Origin of the sequence: Nocardiopsis sp. CNT312, from assembly GCF_000515115.1 — a bacterium.
Classification (GTDB): Bacteria; Actinomycetota; Actinomycetes; order Streptosporangiales; family Streptosporangiaceae; genus Nocardiopsis.
The window spans coordinates 58,823-80,042 of the sequence record NZ_AZXF01000005.1 but is presented as its reverse complement, the minus strand read 5'-3'; the positions used below and the strand labels follow the sequence as shown (position 1 = coordinate 80,042).

20 protein-coding genes and 3 tRNA genes are annotated in these 21,220 nt (G+C 71.2%); 14 read left to right on the top strand and 9 right to left on the bottom strand.

Features of this window, described 5'->3' with window-relative positions; genetic code table 11:
• Nucleotides 1–10 precede the first annotated feature (10 nt).
• The 8 genes from sigJ to B042_RS0100420 form a co-directional block, all read right to left on the bottom strand.
• Nucleotides 11–916: an RNA polymerase sigma factor SigJ gene (gene sigJ / locus B042_RS0100455; RefSeq protein WP_028646553.1), complete on the bottom strand. Its 906-nt coding sequence runs from the start codon at nt 914–916 to the stop codon at nt 11–13.
• Nucleotides 913–1,590, bottom strand: a complete 678-nt coding sequence (locus B042_RS21515; RefSeq protein ID WP_081748524.1) for a Uma2 family endonuclease — start codon at nt 1,588–1,590, stop codon at nt 913–915. Before B042_RS21515 ends, sigJ begins: the two co-directional genes overlap by 4 nt.
• Nucleotides 1,591–1,757: 167 nt before the next feature.
• Entirely contained in the window at nt 1,758–1,967 is a 210-nt protein-coding gene (locus tag B042_RS0100445) for a hypothetical protein (protein WP_028646552.1), read from the bottom strand.
• Between the two features lie 78 nt (nt 1,968–2,045).
• Complete coding sequence (locus B042_RS0100440) at nt 2,046–2,255, bottom strand: hypothetical protein (protein WP_028646551.1); 210 nt, start codon at nt 2,253–2,255, stop codon at nt 2,046–2,048.
• Between the two features lie 293 nt (nt 2,256–2,548).
• Nucleotides 2,549–3,067 (bottom strand): hypothetical protein, encoded by a 519-nt coding sequence (locus B042_RS0100435; RefSeq protein WP_028646550.1) that lies wholly within the window; start codon nt 3,065–3,067, stop codon nt 2,549–2,551.
• Between the two features lie 152 nt (nt 3,068–3,219).
• Nucleotides 3,220–3,882 carry an NAD(P)H-binding protein gene (locus B042_RS0100430; RefSeq protein WP_028646549.1) on the bottom strand — a complete coding sequence of 221 codons (663 nt, stop codon included), beginning with the start codon at nt 3,880–3,882 and terminating at the stop codon, nt 3,220–3,222.
• A 67-nt stretch (nt 3,883–3,949) separates the two neighbouring features.
• Nucleotides 3,950–4,936: a 2-oxoacid:ferredoxin oxidoreductase subunit beta gene (locus B042_RS0100425; RefSeq protein ID WP_081748540.1), complete on the bottom strand. Its 987-nt coding sequence runs from the start codon at nt 4,934–4,936 to the stop codon at nt 3,950–3,952.
• Between the two features lie 82 nt (nt 4,937–5,018).
• Nucleotides 5,019–6,872 (bottom strand): 2-oxoacid:acceptor oxidoreductase subunit alpha, encoded by a 1,854-nt coding sequence (locus tag B042_RS0100420; protein WP_028646547.1) that lies wholly within the window; start codon nt 6,870–6,872, stop codon nt 5,019–5,021.
• Nucleotides 6,873–7,324: 452 nt separating this feature from the next.
• Here B042_RS0100420 and B042_RS0100415 point away from each other — a divergent pair, with 452 nt between their 5' ends.
• On the top strand, nt 7,325–8,185 hold the full coding sequence (locus tag B042_RS0100415) for a M48 family metalloprotease (protein WP_028646546.1): 861 nt from the start codon (nt 7,325–7,327) through the stop codon (nt 8,183–8,185).
• Nucleotides 8,186–8,227: 42 nt separating this feature from the next.
• Here B042_RS0100415 and B042_RS0100410 read toward each other — a convergent pair whose 3' ends face one another.
• A complete protein-coding gene (locus B042_RS0100410; RefSeq protein ID WP_028646545.1) occupies nt 8,228–8,722 on the bottom strand; it encodes a YajQ family cyclic di-GMP-binding protein in 495 nt (164 codons plus the stop codon).
• A 236-nt stretch (nt 8,723–8,958) separates the two neighbouring features.
• Between B042_RS0100410 and B042_RS0100405 the strand changes: the two genes are divergently transcribed.
• The 13 genes from B042_RS0100405 to rpmG all read left to right on the top strand — a co-directional run bounded on the left by B042_RS0100405 (nt 8,959) and on the right by rpmG (nt 21,108).
• Nucleotides 8,959–9,040, top strand: a tRNA-Tyr gene (locus B042_RS0100405).
• A 566-nt stretch (nt 9,041–9,606) separates the two neighbouring features.
• On the top strand, nt 9,607–9,852 hold the full coding sequence (locus tag B042_RS0100400; protein WP_028646544.1) for a hypothetical protein: 246 nt from the start codon (nt 9,607–9,609) through the stop codon (nt 9,850–9,852).
• A 55-nt stretch (nt 9,853–9,907) separates the two neighbouring features.
• Nucleotides 9,908–10,171: a hypothetical protein gene (locus B042_RS0100395; RefSeq protein WP_028646543.1), complete on the top strand. Its 264-nt coding sequence runs from the start codon at nt 9,908–9,910 to the stop codon at nt 10,169–10,171.
• A 12-nt stretch (nt 10,172–10,183) separates the two neighbouring features.
• Nucleotides 10,184–10,438 carry a hypothetical protein gene (locus B042_RS0100390; RefSeq protein ID WP_028646542.1) on the top strand — a complete coding sequence of 85 codons (255 nt, stop codon included), beginning with the start codon at nt 10,184–10,186 and terminating at the stop codon, nt 10,436–10,438.
• A 12-nt stretch (nt 10,439–10,450) separates the two neighbouring features.
• Nucleotides 10,451–10,702 carry a hypothetical protein gene (locus B042_RS0100385; RefSeq protein ID WP_028646541.1) on the top strand — a complete coding sequence of 84 codons (252 nt, stop codon included), beginning with the start codon at nt 10,451–10,453 and terminating at the stop codon, nt 10,700–10,702.
• Nucleotides 10,703–10,906: 204 nt separating this feature from the next.
• On the top strand, nt 10,907–11,392 hold the full coding sequence (locus tag B042_RS0100380; RefSeq protein WP_028646540.1) for a hypothetical protein: 486 nt from the start codon (nt 10,907–10,909) through the stop codon (nt 11,390–11,392).
• 160 nt (nt 11,393–11,552) lie between these two features.
• Nucleotides 11,553–12,320, top strand: a complete 768-nt coding sequence (locus tag B042_RS0100375; protein WP_028646539.1) for a DUF2397 family protein — start codon at nt 11,553–11,555, stop codon at nt 12,318–12,320.
• A 3-nt stretch (nt 12,321–12,323) separates the two neighbouring features.
• Nucleotides 12,324–13,721, top strand: coding sequence for a TIGR02678 family protein (locus B042_RS0100370; protein WP_028646538.1), 1,398 nt, complete (start codon nt 12,324–12,326; stop codon nt 13,719–13,721).
• Nucleotides 13,678–18,210 (top strand): TIGR02680 family protein, encoded by a 4,533-nt coding sequence (locus B042_RS0100365; RefSeq protein WP_036553504.1) that lies wholly within the window; start codon nt 13,678–13,680, stop codon nt 18,208–18,210. The genes B042_RS0100370 and B042_RS0100365 overlap by 44 nt, the downstream gene beginning before the upstream one ends.
• A 92-nt stretch (nt 18,211–18,302) precedes the next feature.
• On the top strand, nt 18,303–20,405 hold the full coding sequence (locus tag B042_RS0100360; protein ID WP_028646536.1) for an ATP-binding protein: 2,103 nt from the start codon (nt 18,303–18,305) through the stop codon (nt 20,403–20,405).
• A 190-nt stretch (nt 20,406–20,595) separates the two neighbouring features.
• Nucleotides 20,596–20,671: transfer RNA gene (locus tag B042_RS0100355), tRNA-Thr, on the top strand.
• A 99-nt stretch (nt 20,672–20,770) separates the two neighbouring features.
• A tRNA-Met gene (locus B042_RS0100350) sits at nt 20,771–20,846 on the top strand.
• A 97-nt stretch (nt 20,847–20,943) separates the two neighbouring features.
• A complete protein-coding gene (gene rpmG / locus B042_RS0100345; RefSeq protein ID WP_028646535.1) occupies nt 20,944–21,108 on the top strand; it encodes a 50S ribosomal protein L33 in 165 nt (54 codons plus the stop codon).
• Nucleotides 21,109–21,220: the final 112 nt, after the last annotated feature.

Sequence of the window (21,220 nt, the reverse complement as noted above, 5' to 3'; positions counted from 1 at the left end):
ACGCTTGTCGTCAGGGGGCGCCGGGCGTCCGCAGACGGGACAGTTTGTCCGGGTTGGACACAAGGTACACGCTGTGGATCCGGCCGTCGGCCACGTCCAGGATCCCGAGCGTCACGATCCTGCCGTGTACGGCGACATAGCCCGCTGGAGCCCCGTTGACCTCGGTGATCCCGCTGTCGGCCTCCTCGGTTCCGGGGAGTCCCGCCGAGGCGAGGAAACGCCGGGTGTTGCGCCCCCGCGCGACGCCGTGGAAGAACCCCGCGACCCGGCGCACGCCGTGCAGGATTCGCAGTGGGGAGCGGGCCTTGCCTCCGCCGTCCGCGACGAGGACCGCGTCGTCGGCGAGCAGGGCGGTGAGGCCCTCCAGGTCGCCCTCCAGAGCGGCCCGCAGGAACCGCTCGGTGATACGGCGGCGGCTCTTCTTGTCGGTGTCGAAACGGTGGCGCCGCTCGCGGACGTGGTCTCGGGCGCGTCTGGCCAGTTGCCGGGTGGCGGCCTCCTCGCGGCCGATGATCTCTGCGATGCGGGAGTAGGGGAACTGGAAGGCTTCACGGAGGACGAAGACGGCGCGCTCCAGGGGGCTCAGGCTCTCCAGGACGACGAGGAGCGCGTACTCCACGGTGTCGGCGAGTTCGGCGTGGTCGGCACCGTCGGGCAGATCGCTGACCGGTTCGGGGAGCCACTCGCCCACGTAGGACTCGCGCCGCGAACGCGCCGACCGGAGGCGGTCGATGGCCAGGCGGGAAGCGATGGTGACCAGGTAGGCACGCGGGTCGTCGACGGCTGTCCGGTCGACCGCGTTCCAGCGCAGCCAGGCCTCCTGGACGACGTCCTCCGCGTCGGCCGCGGTGCCGAGGATCCGGTAGGCCGCACCGGTGAGCAGGGAGCGGTGCTCTTCGAAGTCATCGGTGGTCATGTCGAGAAGACGTACCACGGCGCCCCAGGCGTGACATCCCGGGACGGTGACGGGGGGCACCCGGTGCCCGTGGTGCCTTCTTCGGACCGGCCGCCGATGTGTTCGCGCCACGGTCCCCTTGTGGTGGGCCGGTGCGGTACGAACCGGACGGGGAAGGGGAGTTCGGTCTCGAGGACCTCTTCACCGCAGGCCTGGGCGACCTCCTGGTACGGCCCGTCCTCCAGGCGGAACTCGACGATGCCGACCTTGTCGGGGAGCGGGCTGATGATCCAGTACGAGGCGATGCCGAACGCGGCGTACTCCGCGCGTGTGGTGTGGTTGTCACGGAGCACGCTCTCGGGGGAGACGATCTCCACCGCCGGCACCGGAGGAACCTGGCGGTGGCCCCGGTCAGGGGGGACGCAGCCGAAGGCCGCGGGCTCGGGGATCCGGTCGTGGGTCCGGTCGGCGTTGAGGTTCACCCCCGGACCGGTCAGCACGGTGAACTCGTCCGGCGCCTTGTCCGCGAGGCGGAACGTCAGCGGGCTGTCCACGGAACGGTGCCGGGGTACGGGTGCGGGCGACACGTCACAGCACCCGTCGACCAGTGCGTACCGCCGTCCGTCGTCCGGGGTGTGTTCCAGATCGTCCACGGTCAGACGCCGTTCGGGTGCTTCCGTGTGCCTGGTGGCCATGACTGCCATCGTGCCTCCCTGTCTGCATGTTGACCGCGACGGCGGGCACACCTTCGGTTACCGGTCGGTTTCCCAGAGGGAGAACAACAGTGGTTCCCGAGCTGGACACGCGAACGGGGCACGGTGTGCGGACCGTGCCCCGTCTCTGGGGTCCTGCTCGCGGCGTCTTAGTCCACGAAGGCGGTGACGTCGCTCTTCTTGTCGACGACGTTGCAGCCGTCGGCGCTGATGCCGGCGAACTGGAGCACGTCGGCGCAGATCGGCACCGTGATGTTCTGGACGTCGGAGTTGTTGTCCGCGGAGGCGGGGGCGGACAGGGCGCCCAGCGCCAGGCCGGTGGCGAGCACGAGCCCGGAGACGGTGGAGAAGCGCTTCATGTTGCTGGTCCTTATCGGTTGGCGGTGCGACCGCCGGTGCTGCCGGAGCCCGGTCGCACCGGCGGGCCGAGGGAGTCCCTAGTCGACGTGGATGCCGGTGGACTCGTTCCAGTCGACGACGTTGCAGCCGTCGGCGCTGATGCCGGCGAACTGGAGCACGTCGGCGCAGATCGGGATGGTGATGTTCTGGACGTCGGAGTTGTTGTCCGCGGAGGCGGGGGCGGACAGGGCGCCCAGCGCCAGGCCGGTGGCGAGAGCGATTCCGGAGATCTTGGCGATACGTCGCATGATGGTCACCTTTCGGAAGTACACAATAGGGCGGCTGGAGCCGCCGGAAATAACTTAGCGTAGTGCGACGGTTGCTTGGTGTGCTTCCTCGGGGGAATCCGGGTTTTCCTCAGTTTTTCCTTGCTATGGAGGGCGACATAAACGACATGCCCTCTTGTGTCGTAACCCCCGATACGCCGTGGCGAAAGGGTCGCCCGACCGGCTCGACGACGAATGCATCGGAATCTGACTTCCTAGGGCGAAAGGCCACAAAAAGGGGCCCGCGCACCGCGCGGGCCCCGAAGCCGGAAGACCTACCAGCCGGGCTGCTGGCCGTATCCCGGGTACTGCTGGCCGTACCCCGGCTGCTGCCCGTAGCCCGGGTACTGCTGCGGGTCGTACTGCGGTTGGCCGTAGCCGGGGTACTGCTGGGGGTCGTAGCCCGGGTACTGCTGCCCGTAACCCGGCTGCGGGGCGTAGCCCGGGTACTGCTGCTGGGCACCGGTCGCCGGGTTCTGCTGGACCTGCTGCTGACCGGACTGGTCCTGTGGGACGGGCTGCTCCGGCTGGTGGGCCTGCGGGTCCGGACGGAAGATGAACAGGCGGCAGGAGGCCTTGTCGTCGTCGGCCTCGCCGGGTGTGGTCATCTCCAGGCGCCACCCCACCTCCTCGATCCCCTCCAGGATGCGGGTCAGGCCAGGGCGCAGCTTGCTGTCCCTGTCGTCGTAGGAGTTGACGTCGAGCTGGACCACGAACATGCGACGCCCCTGCTGCGCGGCGACCTTCGCGTGCTCGACAACGGTGCTGTCCCTGACGACCTGCGTGACGCTCATGAGAAACCGTACCCATCTCTGAATCGGAGCTGCTTCACCCGTCTGGCACTACCCGGTCATCCGCGTCCACCGAGGCGGGATCCCGCCGGGCTCCGCAACCATCATGCCTTCAATACACACATCTGGCCACAGAAAGTGCGAAACAGCGGTACCTACGGCGCCACGGCCCGAACGGCCTCCGCGACCGGCGTCTCACCGTTCACCAGGTTGAGAGTCCTCCCGGCCGTCCCCGGTTCGTCCAGGAGGGCGACGATCACCGCGGCGACGTCGTCCCTGGTCACCGCGGCGCGCTCGACGTCCTCCCCGAGCGCCACCTTCCCGGTCCCGGGACCGTCGGTGAGCCGTCCTGGACGCAGGATCGTCCAGTCCAGCTCCAGGTGGCGCTCCCGCAGGTCGGCGTCGGCGGCGCGCTTGGCCTCCACATAGGCGGCCCAGCCCTCGTCGGTGCCCTCCGGGACGGGTTCGTCCACGTTGATGGCCGAGACCTGCACCAGGCGGCGCACCCCCGACAGCGAGGCCGCGTCCGCGGTCAGGACGGCGGCCGCGCGGTCGACGGTCTCCTTGCGGGCCGCGCCGCTGCCCGGCCCCGCGCCCGCGGCGAACACCGCGGCGTCCGCGTTCATGAGCTTCTCGGCCAATTCCGTGACGGTGGCCTTCTCCAGGTCGACCACCACGGGCTCGGCCCCGGCGTCGCGGACGTCCTGGGCATGGTCGGGGTTGCGGATGAGGGCGACGGGTTCGTCTCCGCGGCCGGCCAGCAGCCCGGCCAGGCGCAGTGCGATCTTCCCGTGTCCCCCGGCGATGACGATACGCATGCCAGCAGCGTAGGCCCCGCCGCCAGGAAAGGGAGCACTTTCCCGGCGGCGGGGCGTCGGCAGCGGTTCAGGAAACCGTCCAGGTGTCCCCGCCCGACAGCAGGTCGGCCAGGTCGCCTGGGCCCCGCTCCGCCCGCTCCTCGGTGATCTGCCGGTTGAGCAGCTCGTCGTAGCTGGGGCGCCGCACGTCGCGGAACACGCCGATCGGCACGTGCTCGAACGCGGGCCGGTCCAGCCGGGAGAGTGCGAAGGCGTAGCCGGGGTCCTCCCTGTGCGTGTCGTGCCGGATGACCCGGTCCTCGCCGACGGTGCTCACGTCCGCGACCTCCAGACCGCCGAACTCACCGGCGACCACGCCTCGGTCCGCGCCCAGCCGCAGCGGCTCGCCGTGCTCCATGCGTAGCAGACGCATGTCCCGGTCGGCGGGGGACTTCAGCGGCGCGAAGGCGTCGTCATTGAAGATCGGGCAATTCTGGTAGATCTCCACGAACGAGGCGCCCGGGTAGTCGGCGGCCGCCCGCAGCACCGACGTGACGTGCTTGCGGTCGGAGTCGATCGTGCGCGCCACGAACCCGGCCTCGGCGCCCAGCGCGAGCGACACCGGGTTGAACGGGTGGTCCAGGGAGCCCGCCGGCGAGGACTTGGTGACCTTGCCCGCCTCTGAGGTGGGGGAGTACTGCCCCTTGGTCAGCCCGTAGATCCGGTTGTTGAACAGCAGGACATTGATGTTGACGTTGCGCCGCAGTGCGTGGATCAGGTGGTTGCCGCCGATCGACAGCCCGTCCCCGTCACCGGTGACCACCCACACCGACAGGTCTGGGCGGCTGCTCGCCAGACCCGTCGCGATCGCCGGGGCACGCCCGTGGATCGAGTGCATGCCGTAGGTGCTCAGGTAGTAGGGGAAGCGGGAGGAGCAGCCGATCCCGGACACGATCACGATGTTCTCGCGCGGCACTCCCAACTGGGGCAGGAACGACTGGAAGGCCGCCAGGATCGCGTAGTCACCGCAGCCGGGGCACCAGCGCACCTCCTGGTCGGACTTGAAGTCCTTCATCGCGTAGGCCGTGTCGGTCCTGGGCACCAGGCGCAGGCCGGCGAGGCCGCTCCCGGAACCGTGGGCCGCGGGTCCGCCGTTCTCACTCGCCACCGTCGATGACCTCCTGAAGCACGTCCGCCAGTTCCTCGGCCTTGAAAGGCAGGCCGCGCACCTTGTTGTAGCCGATGACGTCGACCAGGAAACGGCCCCGCAGCAGCAGGGCGAGCTGGCCGAGGTTGATCTCCGGAACCACCACACGGTCGTAGCGGCTCAGCGTTTCGCCGAGGTCAGGTGGGAAGGGGTTGAGGTGGCGCAGATGGGCCTGGGCCACCCGCCCGCCCGCCCGCCGGACCCGGCGCACCGCTGCGGTGATCGAACCGTAGGTGCCGCCCCACCCCAGAACCAGGACGTCGGCGTCACCGGTGGGGTCGGACACCTCCAGCGGGGCGATGTCGCGGGCGATGGCGTCGATCTTCGCCTGCCTGGTGCGCACCATGAGGTCGTGGTTGGCGGGGGTGTAGGAGATGTCGCCGGTCCGGGCGTGCTTCTCGATCCCGCCGATCCGGTGTTCCAGCCCCGCAGTCCCCGGGACCGCCCAGGGCCGGGCCAGTGTCCGCGCGTCGCGCTCGTAGGGAAGGAAGGAGCCGTCGGAGCCGTTCGGGACAGCGGCGAAGCCGGGTTCGATCACGGGCAGCGCGTCCACCGACGGGAGCCGCCACGGCTCCGACCCGTTGGCCAGGTAGCCGTCCGAGAGCATCACCACGGGGGTGCGGTAGGTCACCGCCAGCCGCACCGCCTCCAAGGCGGTGTCGAAGCAGTCGGCGGGTGAGGCCGACGCCACGACCGGCAGGGGCGACTCTCCGTTGCGGCCGTGCAGGGCCAGCAGCAGATCGGTCTGCTCGGTCTTGGTCGGCATGCCCGTGCTGGGGCCGGCGCGCTGGACGTCGACCACCACCAGCGGGAGCTCGGTCATGACCGCCAGGCCGATGGTCTCCTGCTTGAGCACCATGCCGGGGCCCGACGTGGTCGTCACGCCGAGCGCGCCGCCGAACGCCGCGCCCAGGGCGGCGCCCACGCCCGCGATCTCGTCCTCGGCCTGGAACGTGCGCACGCCGAACCGCTTGTGCCGTGACAGCTCGTGGAGGATGTCCGACGCCGGGGTGATGGGGTAGGAGCCCAGGAAGAGCGGCAGCCCCGACCTCTCGGACCCGGCGATCAGGCCGTAGGCCGTGGCCAGGTTCCCCGTGATGTTGCGGTAGGTGCCCGCGGGCAGCCGCGCGGGTTTGATCTCGTAGGAGACCGCGAAGTCCTCGGTGGTCTCCCCGAAGTTCCACCCGGCCCGGAAGGCGGCCAGGTTGGCCGCCAGGATGCTCGGCTTCGCGGCGAACTTGGATTTCAGGAACTCCGTCGTCCCCTCCGTCGGTCGGTTGTACATCCACGAGAGCAGGCCGAGCGCGAACATGTTCTTCGCCCGCTGTGCGTCCTTCTTCGAGATGTCGATGCCGGTGAGCGCCTCCACGGTCATCGAGGTCAGCGGTGCCGCGCTGACCTTGAACCCGTCGAGGCTGCCGTCGCCGAGCGGGTCGGTGCCGTAGCCCACCTTGGCCAGGCTGCGTTTGGTGAACTCGTCGGTGTTGACGATCACCGTGGCCCCCTTGGGCAGGTCCCCGATGTTGGCCTTCAGCGCCGCGGGGTTCATCGCCACCAGGACGTCCGGGGCGTCGCCCGGGGTCACGATGTCGTGGTCGGCGAAGTGCAGTTGGAAGCTGGAGACGCCCGGAAGGGTGCCGGCGGGGGCCCGGATCTCCGCGGGGAAGTTGGGCAGGGTCGACAGGTCGTTGCCGAACGACGCTGTGTCCTGGGTGAAGCGGTCACCGGTCAACTGCATACCGTCGCCGGAGTCACCCGCGAAGCGGATGATGACCCGGTCGAGTTGTTCGATCTGTTTGGCCACTGAGATCGACGACCTCCTCGGTGAGCCGCCGGTCGTAGGGGCGGCGGCGCTCGGTTGTCAGCCTTTGGGGGAGTGCCGGTGACGGCATCCGGTCCGCCAGCGTGAGGACAGCGGTCGTGGTCCCCGCGGCGGCCGGGTGCGCCAACCCGGTGCCGCGGTGTGCGGTGCCGTCGCGACGGCCGGGGAGTGCAGGGGCCGGCCGCCGACGACACCGCCGCTCGTCCACGGGTCCGGATCTCCGGGGCCGGTGGATGGAGTGACAAGGACCACGCTCGCACTATAGGCGCTCGCGCGCGGCCCGCCCGCGTTCGGGTGGCGATTGTCACATCAGAGGAAGTGTGCTCCGGGAAATGTGGTGAACGGCTGGTCAGGTGGGGAACGCGAGGCGGCGGGCCGCGCGTTTGTCACCATGGACGACATCGAAGACGACAAACCGGTGGGAAGGTGGCGGCATGCACGTGAACGTGCTTCGTGCGGCGGGCCTGTTCGCCGGTACCGGTGTCCTGCTCGTGGGCGGCGGCTGGCTGGTCGCCGCGTCGGCTGGGGCCCAGTTCTGTCTGGTGCTGGTCGTGTGCGCGGGGGTGCTGGTCTACCTCTTCGGCGAGTCGCTGGCCCTGCGCGTGATGCGGGCCCGGCCGGTGGGCGAGATCGAGCGCCCCGACCTGTACCGGATCGTCCGCGAGCTGGCCACGGCTGCTCGGCAGCCGATGCCCCGGCTCTACCTGTCCCCCATCCCCTCGCCCAACGCCTTCGCCACCGGCGGCAGCCCGCGTCGGGCGGCGCTGTGCTGCACCACGGGACTGCTGCGCACTCTGAACGAACGGGAGCTGCGGGCCGTGCTGGCGCACGAGCTGGCACACATCCGCGCGCACGACACCCTGATCAGCTCGGTCGCCTCGATCCTGACCGCGCTGATCGCCGCGCTCACCGCGGTCACGCTCCTGCTGCCGCTGGGGGAGTCGGAGGAGACCGACATGCCCAACCTGCTGGGGGGGCTGATGCTGGCGCTACTGGCCCCGGTGGCCGGGGCGGTCGTCTACTGCGGGGTCGGGCGTCGCCGCGAGTTCAGGGCCGACGAGGAGGCGGCACGGCTGACGGGCGACCCGATGGCCCTGGCACGTGCCCTGCGCAAGCTGGAGACGGGGACGCGCACCCACCCGCTGCCGCAGCAGCGCCTCCTGCTGCCCGCGGCGCACCTGATGACCACCAACCCGTTCCCCGTCGGCGCGGGGCGCTTGTTCTCCGCCCACCCGCCCGTGGACGAGCGGGTCCGGCGGCTGCGCCGACTGCACGGCGAGTGGGGCCCGGGCTGACGGAGCCGGGCCGCCCCGGCCGGAGCGGCCCGGCCGGGGCGGCTAGCGGTAGTTGACGAACTGCAGGGCCACGTCGTAGTCCTGCTCCTCGATGAGCCTCTTGGTGCTCTGGAGGTCGTCCTTCTTCTTGGAGCTCACTCGCAACTCGTCACCCTGGATCTGCGACTTGACACCCTTGGGGGCCTCGTCGCGGATGAGCTTGGAGATCTTCTTGGCATACTCCTGGGTGATGCCCTCCTTGAGCCCGATCGGCAGGCGGTACTCCTTGCCCGAGGGCTTGGGCTCGTCGGCGGGCTCGATGGTCTTCAGGGAGACCTTGCGCTTGACGAGCTTGTCCTTGAAGACCTCCAGGGCCGCGGTGGCGCGTTCCTCGGTACTGCTGGTGATCTCGACCTCCTCCCCCTTCCAGGCGATGCCGGTTCCGGTGCCCTTGAAGTCGAACCGCTGGGACAGTTCCTTGTCCGCCTGCCTCAGAGCGTTGTCGATCTCCTGACGGTCGAGTTTGGACACGACGTCGAAACTGGATTCGGCGGCCACGTACGCTCACACCCCGCTGTCTGTCATGGGAGCGGACGCCCGGCGGGCGTCCGCGCGGTCTCGTCCGGCCCGAGCCGGAAGGTCCGGCCGGGCGGGGTTCCCGAGCTTAGCCGGGTGCCGCTCGGAGGTGCCGGGAAGTACCGCGGCGACGGCGCGCGGCTTAATCGATTTCAGGTTTGGGGCGATCATCCGCTAGTCTCGTTCATGCGTCGCGACGAACACGTCGCCGCAGCCCAGGCAGGTTGCCCGAGCGGCCAATGGGAGCGGACTGTAAATCCGTCGGCTTTGCCTTCCAAGGTTCGAATCCTTGACCTGCCACCCTGGGGAAAGGCCCCGGTGACCAGCATCAGCGCTGGACACCGGGGCCCTTCGCGTTCCCGGCCGCTCCCGGCTCCCCACGGGACACCTGTGGAACAGCCGTGGAACGCCTCCCGGCACTCCTCCTGGCTGTCCGTCCTCCGGGCGTCCGCCCACTCCCCTCCGGGTGATGTGCATCACATGTTCTTGTGCGGCGTGACGGGGTCGCGGGTGCCTTGTGGGATTCGGACGATCGCGAAGGTGTCACGGTGAAGTCGCGTGATGATCACCGTGAGTGGCGGCTTTTTGGTGGGTTCGCTCGGTTCTCGCCTTGCGGTGGGTGGGGTCGGTGGCACCTCTGGGGGTGGAAAATCCACATGGGTGGAGATCATGAATATAGTCGGGAAAACGACAATTGAACTCTCTATAAAAAGAGCATCTCCGGCAATTTGGACAAAACGACCTCGGGGTTTCGGCGTTGACAAAAACCGGGGGGCGGATGATGATTGCCTTAGTCCACCGCGACACAGGTGCAACAACGCCTGCGTCTTTTTCTGTTGAACCTCGTATTTCGTCTCGGGGGAATCATGATCAAGAAGATGGCCGCTGCTGGCCTGGTCGCCGGTGCCGCTATGGGTGCGCTCCTCACCGGAGCCCCCGTTTACGCCTCGCACGGTGGTGACCAGCAGTTCAACCAGAACCTGCAGGTGGTCCCGATCCAGTCCTGCAACCTGACCGGCAGCGTCGGCCTGGTTGCCATCACCATTCCGATCCTGTCGCCGCAGACCACGGGCGACTGCGTGAACGGGCCTGTCGGCACCAACATCAGCTAGTTCCGGCAACAGTCCGACCGAGACATTTATTCACGTTTTCAGAAGGGAAATACACATGCTGCGTAAGCTCGGTGTTGCCGGCCTTGTGGCTGGTGCCGCTTTCGGCTTCGTCCTTTCCGGCTCCCCGGCCATGGCCCACGGCCACGGCGGTTCGCACGGTGGCGACCAGCAGTACAACCAGAACCTCCAGGCCATTCCGGTCCAGCTCTGCAACACGGACCTGGCCCTTGGCCTGGTCGCGGGTGTGAACGTCCCGATCCTGTCGCCGGACACCGCCGGTGACTGCACCAACGGCCCCGTTGCCACGAACGTCGACTAGGAGATTCCGACCATGTTGCGCAAGTTCACCGCTGCCAGTGCCATTGCCGGAATCGCCCTGGGGGCCATGCTGGCCGCCGCTCCCGCCTCTGCGGGGGGGTCGCACGGTGGTGACCAGCAGTTCAACCAGAACCTGCAGCTCGTTCCCATCCAGCTCTGCAACACGGACCTGGCCCTTGGCCTGGTCGCGGGTGTGAACGTCCCGATCCTGTCGCCGGACACCGCCGGTGACTGCACCAACGGCCCCGTTGCCACGAACGTCGACTAGGAGATTCCGACCATGTTGCGCAAGTTCACCGCTGCCAGTGCCATTGCCGGAATCGCCCTGGGGGCCATGCTGGCCGCCGCTCCCGCCTCTGCGGGGGGGTCGCACGGTGGTGACCAGCAGTTCAACCAGAACCTGCAGCTCGTTCCCATCCAGCTCTGCAACACCGACCTCGCCCTCGGCGCGCTCGGTGTGAACGTCCCGGTCCTGTCGCCGGACACCGCCGGTGACTGCACCAACGGCCCGGTCGGCACCAACATCGACTAGGAACCGTTCGGCGTCTCGCCCGGCCCCGCAGCGGCCGACGGCGTCCACGGGCCCGCGCCCGGTGCGGCGAGTGCGGTCCCGGCGGGCTCCACCGAACCCGTCGCGGCGGTCGGCGACCGAGAACAGAAGTGGGAGGCCCTCCGGCTCGGCCGGAGGGCCTCTCCGTTTTTCCGACGCACGGTCAGGCATACGGAGGAGGCCGGAATGAAACGTGGTGTTCTGCTGAGTGGCGCGGTCGCGCTGATGGTGGCGTCCTGTGGCGGGCAGGCGGCCGTGCCGGGGGGGTCCGTCGGCAAGGAGCCCCGGCCCGCGTCCGAGGGGGCGGCGCCCGTCACCGCCGGGGACGGCGAGACCTACGTGTTCAACACCCACGGCGACGAGCGAGGCCGGGCCGACCAGCGCCCCGACTCCTACGTCGCCACGGAGTTCACCACGTTCTCCGCTATGGAGTGGGAGCAGTGGTCGGTGGACACCGCGCGTGGCCAGGGAGGGGCCTCGGGGACGTGGTGCCTCCACGAGGGCTGCACGGATGACCCCTACGAGGTGGACGTCGTCCTCGCCGACCCTGTGGAGGTCGAGGGCACCGCCTACTTCTCCACCTACACCGTGAGCGGCGGGGGCATGCCCGAGGACATGCGCCGCGCCATGGCGGAGGCCGACGGGGGACGACTGGCCCTGCCTCCCGGGTGACGCCCCGAGGCCGCTGGTGGAACATGTTCCCGAGAATCGATCCAAACTTCAGAAAAAGTACATAATCCCTGTTCAGCGCGGGTGAGAGGGCTGGTTCGGCCGGGCCAACAGGGGCCGAACCGGGTGTGGTGTGTCCGGGAGGTCTCTAGTCTGCTGAAGTGTGGGATTCAAGCAGCTCGCGGACGACCGCGCGGATGAAGGACAGGGGACCGGCGAGCAGTCGGCGCCGCGGCACGGCCGTGCCGCGCTCCTGCGCCTGGCCTCCTGGTTCGAAGAGGCCGGCCCCGACCGGGCCGACGCACTGGCCACCGCCGCGTACGGGCTCCACTCCGCACTCCACCTGGCGGGCAGGGTCGACGACCGGATCGCCGCCACCACCAGTTGGTGGCAGGCCGACCCCGACCGCAGCACGGTCACCGAGCGGCCGGGCACACGCCCTCCCGAACCCGTTCGCGACCACCGCGCCCAGCGCGCCCGCCTGCGCGACGCCGCCGAGTCCTCCGCCCACTGGCGCCGGGCCGGAGCCGAGCAGATCGGCTCCCTGCTCGCCGAGCCCACCGGGGACCGGGCCAGCCTGAACCTGTCCGGTGCGGGCATGGAGGTCCTCATGGAGCTGCTCACCGCCGCCCTCGGCTCCGGTGACGCCAGCGGTCGGCCCACCTCCGCTGGAGACCTCGAATTCGGCCTCCGCCTTCACGTGATCCCCGCCCCCGGCGCCGAGGTCACCGTGCTCGGTGAAGGCGGCGAACTGACCCTGGAGGGGCTGCGCCTGCGCGTCACCCCCTACGGACAGCACGTCCTCGACCCCGCAGAGGAGCCTCCCTCCGCCCTCCGCGAGCCGACCGCCGCCCCAGAGGCGGTCCCCGATCCCGACCACGAGACCACCGGCCCGATCGACCTCTCGGCGCACACGCGCCGGAGCCTGTAGGGGGTGAGGGAGACGGACGCCCACGGCGAGGACGCCGCCCTCATCGGGGAGCGCCAGGCCGCGGCCCGCGCCCTGATGGCACGGCCGCTCATCACCGCACGCACCCGCCCGGCCGAGTACGCCCTCGTGTGCTCGCACGCCGAATGGCTGGTCCAGCGCTTCCAACGGGTTCTCGGCTACCGACTGGTCATCGCCGAGGACCACGCGAGGCTCGTCAAACGCGGACTCGTCGAGGAGGTCACCCGGCCCTTCACCCGTGCGACGGGCACACGGTTCACCCCGCGCGTGCACACCTACCTCGCGCTGACCCTGGCCGTTCTCCTGGAGCACCCCGAACCCGTCCCGGTCCGTGCACTCGCCGGGCGCGTCCGCTCGGTCGCGGCCGAGGCCGACATCGACGCCGATCCGCAGCGCGGACTCGGCGAGCGCCGCGCGTTCTGCGCCGCGCTGGAGTACCTCATCGGCCTCGGTGCCCTCACCGAGGCCGCGGGGCGGCTCGCCGACCACCGGGCCGACGCCACAGCAGACCCCCTGCTGAGCCCCGAACCCGGAATCGTCCGCTCCGTCGCGGCCCACCCGCCCAAGGCCGGAGACACCCCCGACTCCTTCCTGGCCGAGGCCGCCGACCCCGACCCCGGCGGCGATCAGGCGGGTGAGGTCGCGCTGCGCAGACTCCTCGCCGAGACCGCCGTCGTCTACCGCGAGGAACTCCCCGACCGCCAGCGCGACCGGCTGGCCGCGCACCAGTGGCGGGCCGCCTCCGCACTCGGCAGCCTCCTCGGCCACGACACCGAGGTCCGAGCCGAGGGGGTGGCACTGGTGGCACCGGACGACACCGGCGAACACGCCGGCTTCCCTACCGACGACCCTGTCGGACAGACCGCCCTGGCCCTGATCCGACACCTCTCAGGCCGCCTGCTCCCCGGCCGTCCCACCACCTCCGTCCCCGTGCCGGACGCGGAACTGGACGCCGCCCTGGACGCGCTCTGCGGCGCACGGGCGCCCGCGCGCGCCGAGTGGGCCCGCACGGCGGGCCCCGAGATCCCCGACCCGGAACGGCTCCCCGTGCGGGTGCTGGCCCTTCTGGCGGACCTCGGCCTCCTGCGCGGGGCCCCGGGGGAGCGGTACCTCACCGCTGCCGCCGCCCGCTACGGAACCGACGTGGACGAGCGCGTCCCCCGCATCCAGGACAATGGCGTGGACGGCCGGACGTCCCCCGTCGAACCAGGCAGGGCCGACCACGACGATCCGGGGGTCACCACCGACCCCCGTGGCGACCTGAAACCAGTGGCGTCCGTGCCGCAAACGGTGGCGAACGAGAAGGTGAGCGCGACCAGTGGTGACCCAGGAGACAGCGGTGACCCAGGAGACCGGCACAGCCCCGGAGACGGTTTCGTCTGACCCGGCCGACAGCCCGCGCTACCGTCTCGAACGCGCGGGTATCCGCAACGTCTGGCAGTACGACGACCAGGTCCTCGACTTCGCCGAGGGCCGCCTCCTGCTGCGCGGACGCAACGGCGCAGGCAAGTCCAAGGCCCTGGAGATGCTGCTGCCCTTCCTCCTGGACGGGGACGTCCGCCGTCTGGACACCACGGGGACCAACCGCACCAGCCTGCGGTGGCTCATGGCTGAGGGGGGCCGCCCCGCGTCGGCCGACGGCTCCGACCACACCGGTCCCGACCTGCTGGGCGGCGCCGAAACGGAGAGCGAACCCCCCGAGCCCCGCGAAGCGGACGAGGACGCCGGGCCCACCACACGTCTGGGCTACCTGTGGGTCGAGTTCACCACCGACCGCGGGGAACGCGGCCTGGACGGCGCCCGCCGGACCGGCAGCGGCAAGGGCTCCGAACCCGAACCCCCCGCCACGGCACCGCGCCACCTCACCCTCGGTGCCGCCGTCCTGGCCGTGGGGGACTCCGACCCCCGGTGCGTGTTCTTCGTCACCGAGCGCCGTGTGGGCCACGACCTCGAACTGGTCACGGACGGCCGCCCCAAACCCGTCGACCGCCTGCGCTCCGAGATCGGTTCCGACAACTGCTTCACGAGCGCCGTCGCCTACCGGGCCCGGGTCATGCACCGCCTCTTCGGCATCGACGACTCCGTCCGGTACCGCAACCTCGTCCACCTCCTGTACCGCCTGCGCCGCCCCACCATCGGCGACCGTCTGGAGGCCGGCGAACTCGTCAGCGTCCTGTCCGAGGCCCTGCCCCCCATGGACGACACCGTCCTCGACGAGGTCGCGCGCAACATCGCCGACCTCGAACAGGCCAGGGACGAGAAGGCCGCCCTCACCAGGGCGGGGAGCGGCGTCGACGGATTCCTCACCGACTACCGCGGATACCTGCTCTACGCCCTGGGCACTCGTGCGGCCGAGGTCCGCGCACAACTGGACGCCTGCGAGCGCCGTACCGCCGAGGCCGACCGCCTGCGCACCGAACTCGACCGCCTGGTCTCCGCCGAGGGCCGCATCGCCGAGGAACGCGACCAGGCCCGCCGCACCCGCGACACCGCCAACGCCGACGACGCCACCCTCGCTGCCGCCGGCACGGACGCCGCGACGGCCACCAAGGGCGCGCGCCGCGCCTACGACGCCGCGGTCGGTGCCTACATCCGCGCCGCCGAAGCCGCCTGGGTCGCCGCTGAACACGCCGAGCGCACGGAGAACCACACGGTCGAACGCCTCAGCGAAGACATCGGCACCATCGAACGCGCCCTCGACGTGCTGCGGCACACCCACGCCGAGACCGACCGGGCCGCCCACGCGGCCGGGATCGACCCCGCCTCCCTCGGGGCCGTCCCCGACACCGCGTCCCGGGTCCACGCCCCCAGGGAGAGCACCACCCGTGTCGACCTCCAAGGGCTCGAACAGGCCGTGGAGCGCCCGCCCGTGGACGGGCTGGACCTGGACACCCTGCGCGAACGCCTCGGCCTCCTCCACGACCGGCTCACCACCGCCGCCGAACACGCCGAGCACCGCACCGACACCGCCACGCGCCTCACCGAGTTCACCACCGCCGAAGCCGCCGCCGACCGCCGCCTCGTCGCCCTCACCAGCGAGGCCGAGAGCGCCGAGGCGGTCCTGGAACACGCCCACACCCGTGAGCGCGGGGCCATCGCCCGCCTGCGCGAGGAGAGCGCCTCCTACGCCGAGGGGGTCCGCGCCTGGACCGCCCGCCTGCGCGCATCAGGCCACGCCCACGCCCTGGGAGAGGCCATCCACGAGCTGGAGGGCAGCGTGGAGCTGCCCATCAGCGAGTCCCTGCGCGTCCTGGACCCGGACGTGCCGGGCACCGTCGCCCGGCTCGCCCACGCCACGGTCGACCCGCTCCTGGAGGAGCTGCGCGCCCGCCGCGACGTCGCCGTCGGAGAGGAGGGGCGGCTCGCCGACGAACTCCACGAGCTCGCCGAACGGCGCTCGCGTGGCAACGACCCCGCACCCGAGCGCCCGGCCTGGGCCACACGCCCGCGAGGTGACGGCAACGGCGTCCCCTTCCACCTCGCCGTCGACTTCGCGGAGGAGCTCACCCCGCGCGAACGCGCCGGCCTGGAAGCGGCACTGGAGGCCAGCGGACTCCTCTCCGCCTGGATCGGCTCCGACGGCGCCGTCCACGACCCCGGGACCCGCGACCTGATCCTCACCCCGTCCCACCCCGCCAAGGGGCGCACCCTCCTCGACGTCCTCGTCCCCGTCGCCGAGCCCGAGACCGGAGTGGGGCACGAGACCCTGCGAACACTGCTGTCCTCCATCACCCTGCATTCGGCCCGGCCGGGACCGATCGACGGAACCGCAGCCAAGCACCGCCGTGACGCCACTGTCGCCACCGTCAGCTCCGTGTCCCTCAACGGCTCCTGGAGCCTCGGGGTGGCCTCCGGGGCCCACCACAAGAGCGAACCCGAGTTCATCGGCAGAGCCGCTCGCAAGCGGGCCCGTGACCGCCGGACCGCCAACACCGCCCGCAGGATCGACATCGCCGAAGCCCTGCTCTCGGAGGCGGGCGAACGCCGTTGGGCGGTCGAGAACGCCTACGCCGAACTCCTGGAGGTCTCCCGGGACCTGCCCGACCCCGCCCCGCTCACCCGCGCCTGGGCGGCCCTCGACGCCGCCCGCACCGACGTGGCCGCCGCACGCCGCGCTCAGGAGAGCGCCCAGCGCGAGGCCGAGCGGACGCGCGACGAACTCCTCGACCTGCGCTCCGGGCTCCGCGAGGCCGCGGCCGCGCACTCCCTGCCCACCGGCCGCGCCGACCTCGACAGCACCCTGCGCGCCCTCGACCACCTGCGCGTCCTGGTCGCCGCCGCGCTGAGGGACCTCGACGTCCTCGCCTGGAACCTCGCCGACCACGAACGCCACGTCACGGACTGGCGACGCGCCCGCGCCAACCGCGTCCTCGCCGAGGACGCCCGCGCGGCCGCCATCGACGACATGATCACAGTCCGTCGCCAGTTCGAACTTGGGGAACGCGCCGGAGGCGCATCCACGGAACAGCTCGACACCGCCCGCGCGCAGGTCAGGGCCCGGGCCCAGGAGGCCGCCCGCCGCCTGCCCGAACTCGAACGAGCGGCCCAGGAAGCCCGGGACCGGCGCGTCAGCGCCGAGGCCCGGCTCGACGCCGCCACTCGCGAGCGGGCCGAGCAGGTCCGCCGCGCGCTCGTCGCCGGGGACGCCCTCGTCTCCTCCGTCACCACGGGCCCGGGCACCTCAGGGGACACACCTGACACGGTCCTGCTCGACGCGGCCGGGCTCAAGGCATGCGCCGGATCCGACGGGCCCCTCGCCCGGTACCTGGCGGCCCGCTCCGAGGCAGACAGAGCGGAGTCTGCGCAGACCGCACCCGCCTCCCTGCCGGGCCCCGACGTCCGGCTCGCGCTCCTGGAGGACTTCGTCCGCCAGGTCGAGGAGGGGCTCACCGCCCAGGACGACGTCATCGGGGTCGACGACAGCGGCATCCTCAGCAGCCGGGAGGACCTCCAGCGGCTGCTGTCCTCGATCGGCTGGTCGCAGACGCGCGCCGAGCTCAGCGAACCGCGCGGGATCAAGCGCCTCACCATCCACGACGAGGACGGTGTGCACGACGTCACCGCCTACGCCGAACGCGTCACCGCCGCGGTCGCACGCGCGGAGGAGACCGTCGCCGTCGCCGAGGAGGAGGCCTTCGAACGCCACCTGCTCGGCGAGCTCGCCGGACACCTCTCCCGCCAGATCGACGAGGCGCGCGCCCTCATCGCCACCATGAACGGCGTGCTCAAGGACGTGACCACCTCAGCCGGGCTCGGCGTCCGCCTGGACTGGGACCTGGCCCCCGATGCCGGGGCCGACATCGAGGCCGTCGTCCCGTTGCTGGCCACCCCCGCGGAGAAGCGCTCCCGGGTCCAGACCACCCGGCTGCGCGATGCCCTGCGCCGCTGCATCGAGGCGATCCGCCGACTCGACCCCACCGCCACCGGGGGAGCGCAGTTGCGCGCGGCCCTCGACTACCGGTCCTGGTTCGCCTTCACCGTCTACGTCACCGACGGCTCCGGGGACGAGCGCAGGCTCGGCCACCGCACCGCGCTCAGCCAGGGTGAGCAGAGAGTCGTGGCCTACCTGGTGCTGTTCGCCGCGGCTGCGGCCCAGTTCGACGCGCTCGCGGCCCAGGCGCCCTGGGCGCCCAGACTCATCCTCCTGGACGACGCCTTCGCCAAGGTCGACGAGCCCACGCACGGCCGACTGCTCGGCCTGCTCGTCGAACTCGACCTCGATTTCATCCTCACCTCGGAGCGCGTCTGGGGATGCTTCGCGAGTGTGCCCAGCCTCAACATCTACGAGTGCCTGCGCGACCCCAACGTGCCCGGGATCGCCACGCTGCACTTCACCTGGGACGGAAGCAGGCGCAGACTCGTGGGGGTGTAGGGCTCGTGCACTGGTGGAGGGAGGACCGGCCGAGCGGGGCCCTTACTCCCGGCTTGTCCTAATCTGCTTGTGCAGGAACGACACGGAGCGGGGTGGCGCGGGTGACAGGGGTATCCGGGGCGTATGGCGGCGCGGGAAGCGACGTTCCCGTACCCGCGGGCGACCCCACGACGGAGCGGATCCTGGGCGCGCTGGCGCGCTCCGGGCCGCCCGGCGAGGCGCGGTCGTGGGTCACCGCGGCCCTGTGGGGCGACGACGCCCTGGAGGCACTCCTCGACGGCCGGTCGGTCCCCGACGCGCCCCAGAGCGGCCTGGCCGGGGCGGAGACGCCCCCCGGGCCGATGCGCCGCGCCTACCTGGCGGGGATCCGGGTCCAGGGCTTCCGGGGGATCGGCAGGCCCGCCGAACTCGCCTTTCCCCCCGGGCCGGGCCTCACTGTCATCGTCGGCCGCAACGGTTCGGGCAAGTCGAGTTTCGCCGAGGCCGCCGAGGCCGCGCTCACCGGCCGCAACCCCCGCTGGGACGCCATGCCCACCGGGTGGCGCGACGGCTGGCGCAACCTCCACTACGACAAGCGCACCGAGGCCACCGTCGACCTGCACATCGCCGGGGACCCCGGGCCGACCCGGGTCACCCGCCGGTGGACGGGCGAGAGCGTGCGCTCGGCCCGGGGCGAGGTCGTCCACCCCGGCGGCGAGGTCTCCTCCCTGCGCACCCTGTCGTGGGGCGAACACCTGGTCCGCTACCGGCCCTTCCTGTCCTATGACGAGCTCGGCCGCACCGTGACCGGGCGGGCCGCCGAGCTCTACGACACCCTCACCGCCCTCCTCGGCCTCAGCGAGCTCGCCGAGGCCGAGCGCCGCCTGGCCCGCGTGTGCACCGGACTGGCCAAGCGCCGCGACCGCCCCGCGCGCGAACTCAGGCTCCTGCTGGAGGCCCTCAAGGGGGCGTCCGACCCCAGGGCCGCCCAGGCGGTCCGGATCCTGTCCTCGCCCGATCTGGATGTGGAGGCCCTGCGCCGTCTCGCGGCCGACGACGGGCCGAGCGATCCCGAACTCCACCTCGTCCTGCGCAGGCTGCGCCGTCTCGCGGTCCCCGAGCGCGTGGTGATCAGCGACGTGGTCAACGAACTGCGCGGGGCCGCCATGGAGCTGGCGATGGCCGCCGGGACCAAGGGCGACCATGCCCACGGGGTGGTCCGGCTGCTCGAACAGGCCCTGGAGCACCACCAGCGCCACCCGACGGAGACCACGTGTCCCACGTGCGCGACGGCCGGTGCCCTGGGCTCCGACTGGGTCCGCAGGGCCAACGCCCAGCTGCGCGCCCTGCGCCCCCAGGCCGCGACCGCCTCGGCCGCCTACGAGCGTGCCGAGGCCGCCCGCGACCAGGCCCGCTTCCTGCTGTCGCCGCTGCCCTCCTGGCTGCCGCCGGAGAGCGAACTGGGACAGGTGTGGGCCCTGTGGGAGTCCGGTGCCGATATCGACGACCTGAGGGAGTTGGCCGAGCACATCGAGACGGTCGGCCGGCAGCTGCGCTCCGCGGCGCTCAGCGCCCGCAGGGACGCGACCGAGCGCCTGGAGGACCCCGCCGGGGACTGGGCGGACCTGGCCGAGCGGCTCTCGGGCTGGCTGGAGGACGCCGACGACGCGATCACGGCCCGGGGCCGCCTGGCACCGGCCGAGGCGGCACTGGACTGGCTCACGGAACAGGCCAGGGCGGTGCGCTCCGAGCGCCTGGGACCGGTGGCGGGCCAGGCGGAGCAGGTCTGGCATCGGCTGCGACAGGAGCGCCACATCGATCTCCAGGGCATGCGCCTGATCGGCAGGGGTGCCCGGCGCCGTGTCGAGGTGGACGTGGCCGTGGACGGGGTGGGCGACCAGACCAGCGCGCCCGGACTGCTCAGCCAGGGCGAGTTCCAGGCGCTGGCACTGTCCATCTGCCTGCCGCGCGCCCTCGTGGAGGGCAACCCCTTCGGCTTTCTCATGCTCGACGACCCGGTCCAGGCGATGGATACCGAGACCGTGGAGGGCCTGGCCGGCGTCCTGGCGGAGGCGGGGCGCCACCGGCAGGTCATCGTGTTCACGCACGACACCCGCCTCTCGGATGCCCTGCGCCGGCTGGGGCTGCCCGCCACCATCCGCATGATCAACCGCGATGCGATGTCCAACGTGTGGGTGGCCGAAGGCGCCGTGTGAGGCGGAGTGCCGGAGCGGCCCCCTGGGCTGGGCCTTCCCCGCACCGGTGGGCGCTGAGAGGGGGCGGGCGGGAGCGCCGCCACCGGTTCGGGGCCTTCGATTTGGCAGACCACCCCCGAAGCCCTGTATAGTCATGACCAGCGCGAGGGGGCAACGCCCCCGAGGCAGCCGAGACAAGGCCTCGCAGCGCGCCCCTTTAGCTCAGTCGGCAGAGCGTCTCCATGGTAAGGAGAAGGTCTACGGTTCGATTCCGTAAAGGGGCTCCACCACTTGAAGCGGTCCGGTCCACTCAGGTGGGTGGCCGGTGGCGCGACTACCGGCCTGAACCGGGGGACGGTCCCTGCCGGACTGTTCCCGAAGATCGGGGCGGAGTAGCTCAGTCGGTAGAGCAAGCGGCTCATAATCGCTGTGTCGTCGGTTCAAGTCCGGCCTCCGCTACCAACCCGCTGACCCCTGGGGCACCCCTCAGGGGTCGTCGCGGGCCCTTTGCAGTGTTCTGCTGCTCAGAAATCGTCTCCAGCGAGAAAGGCACTCCGAAGTGGCTGCCACAGACGTGAGGCCGAAGATCACCCTGGCCTGCCAGGAGTGCAATCACCGGAACTACATCACGCGGAAGAACCGTCGGAACACCCCCGACCGTCTCACTGTCAAGAAGTTCTGCCCGAACTGCCGCAAGCACCACGACCACCGCGAGACCCGCTAGGGTTCCGCGCGGTGTCGTGGCCCGGCGTCGTGAACGTGTGAGCGACCCGGAGGTTCGGCATAGACTCCAGCCCGGAGAGCGTCCAGCGCTCGCCGGGCTGTTCGTTGTGCCG